This window comes from Jannaschia pohangensis (genome assembly GCF_900113875.1).
In the GTDB taxonomy this organism is placed as follows: Bacteria; Pseudomonadota; Alphaproteobacteria; order Rhodobacterales; family Rhodobacteraceae; genus Jannaschia; species Jannaschia pohangensis.
The window spans coordinates 64,607-77,654 of sequence record NZ_FORA01000003.1 but is presented as its reverse complement, the minus strand read 5'-3'; the positions used below and the strand labels follow the sequence as shown (position 1 = coordinate 77,654).

General features: G+C 65.9%; 18 protein-coding genes. All 18 read left to right on the top strand.

Annotated features, from left to right (window positions below):
* Window positions 1–41 precede the first annotated feature (41 nt).
* The 18 genes from BM002_RS11415 (at window position 42) to BM002_RS11330 (ending at window position 12,953) form a co-directional block, all read left to right on the top strand.
* Window positions 42–1,163, top strand: a complete 1,122-nt coding sequence (locus tag BM002_RS11415) for a lytic murein transglycosylase (RefSeq protein ID WP_092780863.1) — start codon at window positions 42–44, stop codon at window positions 1,161–1,163.
* A 4-nt stretch (window positions 1,164–1,167) separates the two neighbouring features.
* Window positions 1,168–1,908, top strand: coding sequence for a hypothetical protein (locus tag BM002_RS11410; protein WP_092780860.1), 741 nt, complete (start codon window positions 1,168–1,170; stop codon window positions 1,906–1,908).
* 60 nt (window positions 1,909–1,968) lie between these two features.
* Window positions 1,969–2,625, top strand: coding sequence for an SH3 domain-containing protein (locus BM002_RS11405; protein WP_092780857.1), 657 nt, complete (start codon window positions 1,969–1,971; stop codon window positions 2,623–2,625).
* Window positions 2,626–2,695: 70 nt separating this feature from the next.
* Window positions 2,696–3,061 (top strand): NADH-quinone oxidoreductase subunit A, encoded by a 366-nt coding sequence (locus BM002_RS11400; protein ID WP_092780854.1) that lies wholly within the window; start codon window positions 2,696–2,698, stop codon window positions 3,059–3,061.
* Window positions 3,062–3,139: 78 nt separating this feature from the next.
* Window positions 3,140–4,036: a hypothetical protein gene (locus BM002_RS11395; protein ID WP_092780851.1), complete on the top strand. Its 897-nt coding sequence runs from the start codon at window positions 3,140–3,142 to the stop codon at window positions 4,034–4,036.
* Window positions 4,037–4,196: 160 nt separating this feature from the next.
* Window positions 4,197–4,730 carry a NuoB/complex I 20 kDa subunit family protein gene (locus BM002_RS11390; RefSeq protein ID WP_055084349.1) on the top strand — a complete coding sequence of 178 codons (534 nt, stop codon included), beginning with the start codon at window positions 4,197–4,199 and terminating at the stop codon, window positions 4,728–4,730.
* On the top strand, window positions 4,727–5,332 hold the full coding sequence (locus tag BM002_RS11385) for an NADH-quinone oxidoreductase subunit C (protein WP_092780849.1): 606 nt from the start codon (window positions 4,727–4,729) through the stop codon (window positions 5,330–5,332). Before BM002_RS11390 ends, BM002_RS11385 begins: the two co-directional genes overlap by 4 nt.
* Before the next feature lie 91 nt (window positions 5,333–5,423).
* The gene (locus BM002_RS11380; protein ID WP_175484880.1) at window positions 5,424–6,659 is read left to right on the top strand and encodes an NADH-quinone oxidoreductase subunit D; all 1,236 of its coding nucleotides are present in this window, start codon (window positions 5,424–5,426) and stop codon (window positions 6,657–6,659) included.
* A 66-nt stretch (window positions 6,660–6,725) separates the two neighbouring features.
* Entirely contained in the window at window positions 6,726–7,985 is a 1,260-nt protein-coding gene (locus tag BM002_RS11375; RefSeq protein ID WP_092780846.1) for an NADH-quinone oxidoreductase subunit E, read from the top strand.
* 32 nt (window positions 7,986–8,017) lie between these two features.
* Window positions 8,018–8,704 carry a hypothetical protein gene (locus BM002_RS19310; protein ID WP_092780844.1) on the top strand — a complete coding sequence of 229 codons (687 nt, stop codon included), beginning with the start codon at window positions 8,018–8,020 and terminating at the stop codon, window positions 8,702–8,704.
* Window positions 8,705–8,765: 61 nt separating this feature from the next.
* Window positions 8,766–8,993, top strand: a complete 228-nt coding sequence (locus BM002_RS11365; protein ID WP_092780841.1) for a DUF5337 family protein — start codon at window positions 8,766–8,768, stop codon at window positions 8,991–8,993.
* Between the two features lie 4 nt (window positions 8,994–8,997).
* A complete protein-coding gene (nuoF, locus tag BM002_RS11360) occupies window positions 8,998–10,290 on the top strand; it encodes an NADH-quinone oxidoreductase subunit NuoF (RefSeq protein ID WP_092780839.1) in 1,293 nt (430 codons plus the stop codon).
* Window positions 10,291–10,375: 85 nt separating this feature from the next.
* Complete coding sequence (locus BM002_RS11355) at window positions 10,376–10,819, top strand: DUF5333 family protein (RefSeq protein ID WP_092780836.1); 444 nt, start codon at window positions 10,376–10,378, stop codon at window positions 10,817–10,819.
* A 28-nt stretch (window positions 10,820–10,847) separates the two neighbouring features.
* A complete protein-coding gene (locus BM002_RS11350; protein WP_245749230.1) occupies window positions 10,848–11,315 on the top strand; it encodes an MAPEG family protein in 468 nt (155 codons plus the stop codon).
* Window positions 11,312–11,707 carry a DUF5333 family protein gene (locus BM002_RS11345; RefSeq protein WP_092780833.1) on the top strand — a complete coding sequence of 132 codons (396 nt, stop codon included), beginning with the start codon at window positions 11,312–11,314 and terminating at the stop codon, window positions 11,705–11,707. Before BM002_RS11350 ends, BM002_RS11345 begins: the two co-directional genes overlap by 4 nt.
* Complete coding sequence (locus BM002_RS11340) at window positions 11,704–12,105, top strand: hypothetical protein (protein WP_139212351.1); 402 nt, start codon at window positions 11,704–11,706, stop codon at window positions 12,103–12,105. Before BM002_RS11345 ends, BM002_RS11340 begins: the two co-directional genes overlap by 4 nt.
* Window positions 12,090–12,437: a hypothetical protein gene (locus BM002_RS11335; RefSeq protein WP_092780827.1), complete on the top strand. Its 348-nt coding sequence runs from the start codon at window positions 12,090–12,092 to the stop codon at window positions 12,435–12,437. The genes BM002_RS11340 and BM002_RS11335 overlap by 16 nt, the downstream gene beginning before the upstream one ends.
* A 93-nt stretch (window positions 12,438–12,530) precedes the next feature.
* Window positions 12,531–12,953 carry a DUF5333 domain-containing protein gene (locus BM002_RS11330; RefSeq protein ID WP_139212350.1) on the top strand — a complete coding sequence of 141 codons (423 nt, stop codon included), beginning with the start codon at window positions 12,531–12,533 and terminating at the stop codon, window positions 12,951–12,953.
* Window positions 12,954–13,048 lie beyond the last annotated feature (95 nt).

Here is a 13,048-nt window from a genome sequence, read left to right as displayed (position 1 = left end):
GCGTTAGGGTGGCCAAAACCTCGTCAGAAGGACCCGCAGGCATGTTGAACAGACGCACCCTCACCCTGATGCTGGCCGCGATGCCGCTGTCGGCCTGTGCCGATGCGCCCGCCACATCGGCCCGCCCCTCGGTTCGCGCCGCCGACCCCGACCTGATCCCGCGCGCCAATTCGGGGTGGTCCAACTGGGTCGCGGGCTTCAAGGGCCGCGCCGCCGGTCAGGGCATCCGCTCCGAAGTCATCGAGGCCGCTTTCCGGGGGCAGGGGTTCGTGCCGGGTGTCGTCGCCCGCGACCGCAACCAGACCGAATTCAAGCGCAGTCTCGAGGATTACATCGCCATCGTCGCCCCCGAGTCGAAGGTGCAGGAGGGGCGCGCCGCCTTTGCGCGCCAACGCGGCAACCTGCAGGCCATCGAGGCGCGCTATGGTGTTCCCGCCGAGATCGTCTGCGCCATCTGGGGCGTCGAGAGCAACTTCGGCCAGCGGCGCGGCGACATCCCCACGATCAGCGCGATTTCGACGCTGGCCTACGAGGGACGGCGCGGGGCTTTCTTCGAAAGCCAGCTGATCGCGGCGCTGAAGATCCTGCAATCGGGCGATGTGACGCCGCAGCGGATGGTTGGAAGCTGGGCCGGGGCCATGGGACATACGCAGTTCATCCCGACGTCCTATCTGCAATCGGCGGTCGACTTCACCGGCGACGGGCGGCGCGACATCTGGGGCGACGATCCGACCGATGCGCTGGCCTCGGCGGCGTCTTACTTGTCGGGGGCCGGCTGGTCGCGCGGCGCGTCCTGGGCGGTGGAGGATCCGGGCGGTGACCTGACGCCGGACCGGGGCGGGCCGTCGTTCCGCACGGGGCCGAATTTCCGCGTCATCAAGCGCTACAACAATTCCGACAGCTATGCCCTGGGGGTCGGTCACCTGGCCGATCGCATCGCCGGGGGTGGCCCCTTGCGGCAACCGTTCGGCCCCGACCGCTACGGCCTGACCATCGACCAGCGGCAGGAGTTGCAGCGCAAGCTGACCGCCGCCGGGTTCGACACCGACGGGTCGGACGGCGTCATCGGCCCCAAGAGCCGGGCCGCCATCGAGGCGTTCCAGCGGTCGCGCGGGCTGGCCGTGACGGGGGATCCGTCGCTGGACCTGCTCCGGATGCTCTGAGCCCGTGTTCGGGTTCGGGCGTTATGCCGTCTCGAAGGAGATGCAGGACTGGCTGCTGGATGGGTTGATCTGGTGCGCGGGTACGGGGCTGTTGCGGCCCGACACGCCTCTGGTCACGCCGACGAAAGACTGGTTTCGCGCGCCGTCCGGGGCCACGTCCGAGGTGACGGCGCGTGCCTTGCTGGACGATATCCTGCGGATTGTCGGGATGACCGGAGCCGCCATCGAGATGTTGCCGATCGAGGTCTTGCCCGATGAGTTGCGCCACCAATACGGGCAGATGGGCGAGATCGCAGGCACCTGGCAGGGTGACGGGGACGGGCCATCGCTGATCCGATATGACCCGACCCTTTTGCGCCGACCCACTGTCTTTCTGTCGACGATGGCGCACGAGGTCATGCACGAGCGCCTGCATCACGGGCCCGGCGACTGGCCCGGCGGTCCCGAGGCAGAGGAGCTGATGACCGATCTGGCCGTCATCGCCAGCGGGTTCGGTGTTCTGGCGTTGTCGGGGGCCGAGGATGCGGGGTGGCAAGGCTATATGCGGCAGGACAGCCGCGCCCATGCCGTGGCGCTTGTCCTGGGGGCCATGGGGGCGGATCCGGCGGGGGCCCCGGCGCATCTGCCCGGGCGGGCAGCCAAGGCGCTCAAGGCTGCAATCGCGCATCTGGCAACCAATGATGACGTCGCGGAGTTGCGCCAGAGCCTTGATGCCAGCGGACCGCAGCCCCTTGTCATGGGATAACCTGGCCGGTCCGGGGTAAGCCCGGGGCGTCCCAACCACCCTAGCCACGAAGGTCGGCCCATGCTTCGCATTCTGTCCATCGCCGCAACGCTGATCGCCGCCACTGCCGCCGCCGGGGCAGAGGTCGTGCGCAACGACAGCCCCTTTGCCATGGCGCTGCATGGCGGGCCTGGAACGTCGTTCCGCGTGATCGGGAGCTTTCCGCCCGGCGCGCGCGCGGAACTGGGCCGCTGTGTCGCGGGCGGCCAATGGTGCGTGGCCTCGACGGACACGACCTGGGGCTGGCTGGACGTGACGACGGTGGCGACCGCGGGTGGGGCCGCGACCGAGCCGCCTGCCACCGCCGTGATCCCGGACCCGGTCATCACCATGCCCTTGCCCGGGGCGCCCGCCGGGACTGGCACCTCTGCGGTCCGCCCCTTGCCCGACGCGATCCTGAACGCGGTGCCGGGGCGGACGCTGGTCTCGGTGCCGGGGGCGGCCGCGCCGCTGATCTTTGCCACCGACCGGCCGTTCTACAACGTGTCTCCGGGCCCCGTGAACCTGCGTGCGGGGCCGGGGACCGAACATCCGGTGATCGCCACACTGGCCCCGGCGCAGGGCGGATACCTCGACGTCTGCACCCCGGCGCAGGATTGGTGCCGGATCAAGCCGCTGGCGGGCGACAGGGCCTGGGTCAAGATGACCCTGGTCGGCACCCGCCGCCTGACCCCCTGAGGGCGGTCTGTCGCGTTGACCTTGGGCGGAGGTCGCCGTAGAGAACGCGGGATGACTTCCGGAGGTCCCGATGGACGACATGCTGCGTGAATATCTGCCGATCCTGATCTTCCTCGCCGTGGCGATCGGTCTGGGGCTGGTCCTGATCCTGGCGGCGGCGATCATCGCGGTGCGCAATCCGGATGCCGAAAAGGTGTCGGCCTACGAATGCGGGTTCAACGCCTTCGACGATGCGCGCATGAAATTCGACGTGCGGTTCTATCTGGTCGCGATCCTGTTCATCATCTTCGACCTCGAAATCGCCTTCCTGTTCCCCTGGGCCGTCAGTTTCGGCGGGCTTTCGGACGCGGCCTTCTGGTCGATGATGGTCTTCCTCGGCGTGCTGACCGTAGGGTTCGCCTACGAGTGGAAGAAGGGCGCGCTCGACTGGGAGTGAGGCTGGGTTCGCCGCGCTTGCGCCCGATGTTCATCGCATTTCCGTGACAGGTCTTCGCCAAACGGCGGAGACTTTTTCATGTTCGATACCATCATCTATCGCCTCTGGCGGCTTCGGCGTCGGATTCTGGTCGCGACGGTCCTGTCGGCCGGTCCCGGCCTGCTGATCGCGCCGACCGCGCCTTTCGTGGTTTTGCACGCAGTGGCGATGCTGGCACTCTGGTCGTGGCACGCGGTCCGGTTTCCACGCGCATCGGCAGAAGCGCTCGTCTATGGCGTCTACTGGGGGATGTCCTATGGCTTATGTGCCGCTCTCCCGCTGCTGACGGACAAGCCGTTCCATCCGCTTCTGCTGATCCTTTTCCCGATTGTCTTCCTGTCTTTGGCCGCCGTATTCGCCTTCATCTTCCAGAAGACGCAGTGGCAGCCGAGAGCACGACAGGTCACCCTGAGGGGACACCGTGTCTCGACCCTGACCAGGGAGGCACTGCGGGCCGGTACGGACATTCGCGCCAGTGCGACCGAGACGCGCGGCGTGCGCGAGTCGCTGCGGCCCGGGCTGCTGGACGTCACGGAACAATTCACGGTGATCGACGTCGAGACGGGCAACCTCACCACAATTACCCTCAACAGCACGGTCAGTATCGAAGTCGACACGCCCGATTGCCAGGCCTGCGTGCATGTCTTCGAGAACCGCAGCGAACCCGTGCAAACCGTTCTCTCCTTCGCGGATCACAAGGCGGGTTCGATCCTGACGTTTGAACAGGTTTGCCATTGGACGTCGGACGACGCGATCTGTTTCTGGCTTGGCGATGGAACGCGCGATTTTCTTGTGCGGATCGTTGATCAGGCCGAGGGGGCGGCGCCCCGCGCCATTTGCCTCCAGCCGGTCGACTCGATGTCGGATGCCATCGGCAGAATCGGTGGACCGGGAACACCGCCCAACCGGCGGATAGGTCGGGGCCCCTGGGGCTGATCGACGGGACGATCCGTCGCGCTGGCATGGGGGTGAACTTTGGGTCTCTCGACGCTATCTGAGGTGTCGACGTCGCGTTGACCCCCCACGGGGCGCGGGTTACACCGCAACGCGACGGGGGCGACCAGTCCCGACCGAGATTCCCGAAGGAGCAGCTGACATGGGCGTGCAGACCGGACTGAACACCGCAGGCGGCGACAAGGAGCATGCGACGCAGCTTCTGAACCGGGAGTTGCAGGACAAGGGCTTCCTGCTGACCTCGACAGAAGACATCATCAACTGGGCGCGCACCGGCTCGCTGCACTGGATGACCTTCGGCCTCGCCTGTTGCGCGGTCGAAATGATGCACACCGCCATGCCGCGCTACGACATGGAGCGGTTCGGCACCGCGCCCCGCGCCTCTCCGCGTCAGTCGGACCTGATGATCGTGGCGGGCACGCTGACCAACAAGATGGCCCCGGCGCTGCGCAAGGTCTATGACCAGATGCCGGAGCCGCGCTATGTCCTTTCGATGGGGTCCTGCGCCAATGGGGGCGGCTATTATCACTACAGCTATTCCGTCGTGCGCGGCTGTGACCGGATCGTGCCGGTCGATCTCTATGTGCCGGGCTGTCCGCCCACGGCCGAGGCGCTGCTCTACGGCCTGCTGCAACTTCAGCGGAAGATCCGCCGAACGGGGACCTTGGTACGATGAGCGAACAACTTCAGGAACTGGCCGAACATCTGGCCCTCAAGAAGCCCGACCTCATCTCGGGCCATTCGGTGACCTTGGGTGAGCTGACGCTGGAGGCCGTGGCCTCTGACATTCCGGCACTGGTCGAATTCCTCAAGGCCGACCAGACGGCGCGCTTTGCCTCGCTGGTCGATATCACTGCCATCGACTATCCGGGCGATGAGCGGCGCTTCTGCGTCGTCTATCACTTCCTGTCGATGTACCGGAACCAGCGGGTCCGGGTGAAAACCTACGTCCGCGAAGACGAGATTGTGCCGTCCATCGTCGGAATCCACCCCTCGGCCAATTGGTTCGAGCGGGAGGTGTTCGACATGTTCGGCATCCTGTTCTCGGGCCACCCGGACCTGCGCCGCATCCTCACGGACTACGGCTTCCGCGGCTATCCGCTGCGCAAGGACTTCCCGACGACGGGCTATACCGAAGTGCGCTACGACGAAGTGCAAAAGCGCGTGGTCTATGAGCCGGTCAGCCTGACGCAGGAATACCGCCAGTTCGACTTCATGTCCCCGTGGGAGGGCGCGGAATACGTGCTGCCCGGGGATGAGAAGGGGGAGGCGAAATGAAGTCATTTGTGAATGGGCTCTGGCTCGCGCTCTTCGGCCCGCTGTATTTCGCGCCTCGCGTTGTGCGCGCTGTGATCCGTGTGGAGGCGAAATGATGGACGGCGACCTGACCAATCCGCGCGGCTTCGAGGACGCCCTGACCGGCGAACAGAAGATCCGCAACTTCAACATCAACTTCGGGCCGCAGCACCCGGCGGCGCACGGTGTGTTGCGCCTTGTGCTGGAGCTGGACGGCGAGATCGTGGAGCGGTGCGACCCGCATATCGGCCTGCTGCACCGGGGCACCGAGAAGTTGATGGAGAGCCGGACGTATCTCCAGAACCTGCCCTATCTGGACCGGCTGGATTACGTGGCCCCGATGAACCAGGAACATGCCTGGTGTCTTGCTATCGAGCGTCTGACGGGCACCGTGGTGCCGCGTCGCGCCTCGCTGATCCGGGTGCTCTTCTGCGAGATCGGGCGCATCCTGTCCCATATCCTCAACGTGACAACGCAGGCCATGGACGTGGGCGCGCTGACGCCGCCGCTCTGGGGCTTCGAGGAGCGTGAGAAGCTGATGGTCTTCTACGAGCGAGCCTGCGGCGCGCGTCTGCACGCGGCCTATTTTCGCCCCGGCGGCGTGCATCAGGATCTGACGCCCGAACTGCTGGCCGATATCGACGCGTGGTGCGACGACTTCCCGCGCGTGATGGACGACATCGACGGCCTGCTGACCGAGAACCGCATCTTCAAGCAGCGCAATGTCGACATCGCCGTCGTCTCCGAGCAGGAGGTGATGGACTGGGGCTTCTCGGGTGTGATGGCACGTGGGTCGGGCCTGGCCTGGGATTTGCGCCGCGCGCAGCCCTATGAATGCTATGACGAATTCGACTTCCTGATCCCGACGGGCAACAACGGCGATTGTTATGACCGCTACCTTGTCCGGATGGAGGAGATGCGCCAGTCGCTTCGGATCATGAAGCAGGCGATTGCCAAGCTGAACGAACCGGAAGGGCAGGGCGACATCCTGGCCCGTGGCAAGCTGACGCCGCCCAAGCGGGGCGACATGAAGACCTCGATGGAGAGCCTGATCCACCACTTCAAGCTCTATACCGAAGGCTTCCACGTGCCTGCTGGCGAAGTCTATGCCGCGGTCGAGGCGCCGAAGGGCGAATTCGGCGTCTACATGGTGTCGGACGGATCGAACAAACCCTACCGCGCCAAGCTGCGCGCGCCCGGCTACCTGCACCTGCAGGCGATGGACCACATCGCGCGGGGGCATCAGTTGGCGGACGTCGCGGCGATTATCGGGACGCTGGACGTGGTGTTCGGGGAAATCGACCGCTAAGGCGGCAAGAAAGACAGACGCAGCGGTCGGGCCTTGACCCCGCCGCCGATCGAAGGACGAGACGACATGCTCCGCCGACTGCACAAAGACCAACCCGAGACCTTCGCCTTCACGCCCGCCAACCAGGCCTGGGCCGAGGCGCAGATCACGAAGTATCCCGAAGGTCGGCAGGCCAGCGCGATCATTCCGCTGCTCTGGCGCGCGCAGGAGCAGGAGGGGTGGTTGACGCGGCCCGCCATCGAGCATGTCGCGGAAATGCTGGGCCTCGCCTATATCCGGGCGCTGGAGGTGGCGACGTTCTACTTCATGTTCCAGCTTCAACCCGTGGGGAAGACCGCTCATATCCAGATTTGCGGCACGACGTCCTGCATGATCTGCGGGGCCGAAGACCTCGTCGCTGTCTGCAAGGAAAAGATCGCCAGGCGGCCCCATGAGATTTCCGAAGATGGCCAGCTGTCCTGGGAAGAGGTCGAGTGCCTTGGTGCCTGCGCCAACGCGCCGATGGCCCAGATCGGCAAGGATTACTACGAAGACCTGACCGCCGAGCGGTTCAGCGAGATGCTGGACGAATTCCGCGCGGGCAAGGTGCCGACGCCGGGGCCGCAGAACGGGCGTTTCACGTCCGAACCTCTGGGCGGGGCGACCGCGCTTCTGGATGCGGCGGCGAACATGAACCATAAGCAGAACGCGAGCGTGACGTTGGCCACCGACATCGGGGACACGATCAAGCGCATCGACGGGACCGAGGTGCCGCTGGTGGCCCCCTGGGGCCGCGCCAATCAGGCGGACCCGGACCCGAAGGTCGCCGCCCGTGACCCGCTGATGCCGCCCGAGGGACCGGACGGCAAGCAGGGCGGCAAGGTCGCCGGACAGTCGGACGCGAACCGCAAGCGCGGCGACGCGAGCGACGGCAAGGCCAACGTGCGCGGCAGCGATGCCAAGGCCAAGGGCACCCCGGACGAGGGCACGGTTGCGCCCGCGCCCAAGGCATCTCCCGCCATCAAGGCCCCGACCGAATCGCCCGCAGCCGCCTCCGAGGGGGTGAAACCGGCGGGTCTCGACGCGCCGCAGGGTGGCAAGGCCGACGACCTCAAACAGATCAAGGGCATAGGTCCGAAGCTGGAAAAGCTGTGTAATTCCCTTGGCTTCTGGCATTTCGAGCAGATCGCGAACTGGTCCCCCGACGAAATCGCCTGGGTGGATTCCAACCTTGAAGGCTTCAAGGGACGCGTGACGCGTGACGAATGGGTCAAACAGGCTAAACTGCTGGCCAAGGGCGAAGAAACCGAGTTTTCTGCGCGTGTGACGAAAGGGGATGTCTACTGATGTCGACGCCCCACCACTTGGGGAGTTGATACATGGACAACCAGAACCGCTCGACCGGACTGGATACTGCGGCAACCTGCTGGGGCGTGGCCCTGCTGGCCGGGATCGTCATTTTCGCAATGCTGCTGTCGGTCGCCGACTGGACGGTGATGCAAGCCCTATTTGGCGGGGGTGTCGCGTTTCTCGTCCTCGGGATCCTGCTGACGCTGACGGTGGGTCGCCCGTTGCCGCCGCTGAACCAGGTGAAGCCCGCGCCAACGGCGGCACAGTCCCGGACACCCGCACCCGCTGCCGTGGCGCCCAAGCCCGCAGCCGCCCCTGTGGCCGCCGCTGCCCCCGCAGCCGCCGCACCGGTGGCGGAACCCGAGGCCCCCGCACCCAAGCCTGCCGCGCCTGTGGCCGCACCCGCCGCTGCCACAACCGATGGCCCGGGCACCAAGCCCGCCACGCTCGACAAGCCGCGTGGTGGCAAGGGCGACGATCTCAAGAAGATCAAGGGCGTCGGCCCCAAGATGGAAGAGATGTGCAACAAGCTGGGGTTCTGGCATTTCGACCAGATCGCCGCCTGGACGCCCGCCGAAGTTGCTTGGGTCGATGACAACCTGGAAGGGTTCAAGGGCCGGGTCAGCCGTGACGAATGGGTGAGCCAGGCGAAACTGCTGGCCGAAGGCGGCGAGACGGAGTTCTCCAAGAAGGTCGACAAGGGCGACGTCTACTGACCCGCTGCGGCATCGCCGCCGCTTGACGCCGACCTGCCGGACCTGTTGAAGAGGGCCCAATATGACCGGGCCCTCTGACCTTGATATCGAGATCGCCAAGCGATCGGGCCGCGTGGCCCTTCTGATCCTCGGGTTGTTCGCGGGATGGGGGCTTTTGCAGTTCCTGGGCGCGCAATTCGACCTGTCGCGCCGCGTGATGGGCCTGGGGGATTCGATCGCATTGGTCGGGATGGCCTATGCAATCTATGAGACCGTGATGATCTGGCGGCTGCGCCAGACCAAGGAGTGACGACATGCTGCAAGATCAGGACCGGATCTTTACCAACATCTACGGCATGGCCGACCGCAGCCTGAAGGGCGCGCAGTCGCGGGGCCATTGGGACGGCACCAAGGACCTGATCGGTCTGGGCCGCGACAAGATCGTCGAGATCATGAAGGCCAGCGGTCTGCGCGGTCGCGGCGGCGCGGGCTTCCCCACGGGTCTCAAGTGGTCGTTCATGCCCAAGGAGAGCGACGGTCGGCCCGCCTATCTGGTCATCAACGCCGACGAATCCGAGCCCGGCACCTGCAAGGACCGGGAAATCATGCGCCATGATCCCCATACCCTGATCGAGGGGGCGCTGATCGCGTCCTTCGCGATGAACGCGCATGCCTGCTATATCTATATCCGCGGCGAATACATCCGCGAGAAAGAGGCGCTGCAGGCCGCCATCGACGAGGCCTATGACGCGGGCCTGATCGGCAAGAACGCCTGCGGGTCGGGCTGGAAGTTCGACCTCTATCTGCACCACGGCGCAGGGGCCTATATCTGTGGCGAGGAAACCGCCCTTCTGGAAAGCCTCGAGGGCAAGAAGGGCATGCCGCGCATGAAGCCGCCGTTCCCGGCCGGCGCGGGCCTTTATGGCTGCCCCACCACGGTCAACAACGTCGAGTCCATCGCCGTCGTCCCCACCATCCTGCGGCGCGGGGCCGAGTGGTTCGCGGGCTTCGGGCGTCCCAACAACGCGGGCACCAAGCTGTTCGCGATTTCAGGTCATGTGAATCGCCCCTGTGTCGTCGAGGAGGCCATGTCCATCAGCTTCGAGGAGCTGATCGAGACGCATTGCGGCGGCATTCGCGGCGGGTGGGACAATCTCAAGGCGGTGATCCCCGGCGGATCGTCGGTGCCGATGATCCCCGGCAAGGACATGCGCAATGCCATCATGGATTTCGACTATCTGCGCGAGCAGCGGTCGGGTCTGGGCACGGCGGCGGTCATCGTGATGGATAATTCCACCGACATCATCAAGGCGATCTGGCGGCTGTCGGCCTTCTACAAGCACGAAAGCTGCGGCCAGTGCACGCCCTGCCGCGAGGGCACCGGCTGGATGATGCGCGTCATGGACCGGCTGGTGAAGGGCGAGGCGGAGGTCGAGGAGATCGACATGCTGCTCGACGTGACCAAGCAGGTCGAGGGTCATACGATCTGCGCCCTCGGCGATGCGGCGGCCTGGCCCATTCAGGGCCTGATCCGGCATTTCCGCGACGAGATCGAGGACCGCATCAAGCACAAGCGGACCCCGCGCCCGGCGGTGGCCGCCGAATAATCCCGGCATTTCGCTTTGCATCCCCCCGCAGGGCAGTCCTATGGTCAAGGAACAGTGACACCTTTGATCTGAAAGGACTTCTTCGATGGGTTTCTTGCGTTTGGCATCAGCCGGGGTTTTGTTTGTCGGTCTGGTGGCGTGTCAGCCGACGCCAGAGGCCGAACCGATCCTGACGCAATCGGACATCGCGGCGCTCGATACGGCGACGGTGGGTTTCACCACGAACCTCGCGATCTCGGACATCATGGTCAAGGAATGCGCGGCGGCCGGCATTCGGCGCAAGGTGCCGGAAGAGCAGACGATCGACACGTTCTTCGCAGCGATGCGAGCGCAGGGCTACTCCCAGAGACAGATCACCGCCGCCGCCGAACGGCTGCGCGCCAGCGGATCGGAGGCCGTGGGCGCGGGCGTGATCGACTACCTTGCGGAGCGGGACGTCCGGCTTTCGGATACGGAGGCATTGTGCAGTCTCGCCCGGCGTGAAATCACCGAAGGCAGCCTCGTGGGCAACCTGTTGGCCCCGGCCTGAACCCGACACGCACGATGAAAGAGACGACATGCTGAAATGGACCCTTCCGGCGCTTCTGGTGGCAGGCCCCGCCATGGCGCAAGACGTCCCTCGCCCCTATGATGCCTATTCCCACACCTTCGCCGCCTTGGCGGGGTGGGCCCTTCTGATGATCGTGCTTCTGATCCTGTCGGCGGCGGGCAAACCGCGCGCCAGCACCGAGTCGGGGCATCCGGTGCGCGACTATTCCGACCCATACTATCGCCGCAGCCGGGCCTTCATGAACGCGATCGAGACGGCGGGTCCATTCATCGCCGCCGCCGTGGCCGCCGTGCTGGTGGGGGCGGCACCATTCTGGGTCAATCTCTTTGCGTCGGTGTTTCTGGCCGCGCGGGTCGCGATGGCCGTGGTCCATATCGGCACCGAAATTCAGCCGCTGCGGTCGGCCTTCTGGCTGATCGGGACGCTCTGCTGCATCGGCTTGGCGGTTCTCGCCCTGATCGGGGCCATCGCATGAGGCGCGGGCTGATCGCCCTGGCCTGTGTCGCCAGCCCCGCGTTGGCCCAGGATCAGGTGCCGCCGCCCGATTATTTCGTGACCTCGGCGATGGAAACCTCGACGGCGCAGATCCTGGCGGTCAATTGCGCCACCATCTCGATCAACCCCGGCGCGATGTCGCGCGCCTCGGAGATCGTGCTGGACCAGTTGGAGCAGGACGGCTTCACGCCCGAGAACCTGGTCACCCGCATGGCCGACCCGTCGGATGCCATCGGCGCGCTTCAGGATGCGTTTCTTTCGAAACACGGTCTGGCGGATGGTGCGACCGAAGACCTTGTCTGCGCCGCCGCCGCGCGCGAGATAGAGGAGGGCACCGGGATCGGGGCCCTGCTACTGGAGGTCGGGGAATGAGATTTGCACTGATGTTGGCCCTGGGGCTGGGCGTTTCGGGATGCGGTGCCTTCGACAGCCTGTCGTCCGGCGCCTCCGGTTTCTCGGGCGGGTCGGGCCCCTTCAGCGGCGGGGGCGGCATTCGCGGCTCGGCCAGCGAAGTGGACGGCATCCGGTTCCGCACGCGCCTGAGCAAGGACAGCGAGGATCGCCGCAGCTTTACCACGGCGACCCGGGGCGCGTCGCGCAATGTGACCGCAGCCCTCGAAGCCGGGCGCGTGGAAGCAGTGGAATACTGCCTGCGCAATTTTGGCGGCTCCGAGATCGAATGGTCCATCGGCCCCGATCGGCCCATCGAAGAGGTGACGCCGGACGAGTCGGGCGCGCTGATCCTGGCAGGACGATGCGTCACCCGTTGATCGCCGTGGGCGCGCTTCTGGCCGGATGTGTGGTTTCCGGCCAGACGGTCGAGACGCCCGATGGCACGTTCACGTTCTTTCGGGACGAGGCCGATTGCCTGCCGTCCGACCCGATCACGGAAATCGATGCGATGGGGCGGCTGGTCGTTGTGGCCGAACCGATCTGCGTTCCCGGCAGCCGCGTCGTGACCTGGAAGAACGGGCAATATCCGCCGTTTTCGGCGCGGGATGCCGTCCTGTCCGCCTATACTGCCTATTGCGCGCCATTGGCCCCGCCGACGAACCTGGGCTGGGACGGCAACCGCTGGCGGGGTGGGGAATGCGGCGCCTGAGACGGCGTGACATCGCCTGACAGCGGCGCCGATATTGAATATCGCGCGGATCGGGCCAAGGTTTGGGGCAACGAACAACCCGCCGAGGTCCCGATGACGAACCGCCTTTCCCTGGCCACCGCCGCCGCCTTTGCCCTTGCCATGACGCTTGGGCAGGCGGCCGCTGCCGACCGCTATGATGCGCTGCGGGCCGATCCGCAGATTTCCAACGGCGTGCTGGTTGCCGCCATCGGCGATCTGATCCGCGACAATTGCCCCGCCATCGGCGAGCGGCGGGCGCGGTCGCTCCTTATGCTCAATTCGCTGGTCAGCCGGGCGCGGACACTTGGCTATTCGGTCGGCGAGATCCGCGCCTACGTGGACGACGACGCCGAAAAGGACCGGGTGAAGGCCGAGGCCCGCCGCTGGCTGTCGCAGCAGGGGGCCTCGGCCGGCGACCCGGCCAGCATTTGCCGACTGGCACAGCGGGAAATCGCCGCCGGGTCGACCATCGGGCGGCTGATGTACGAGAAATGAACCGGGGGCGGGCGCCAGAAACGCCCGCCTGCGGCCTTTCCCCCACTGGTCACCCGGGATCGGTCGGGCTAGAACCCGGCCAAACGCGCTTAGAC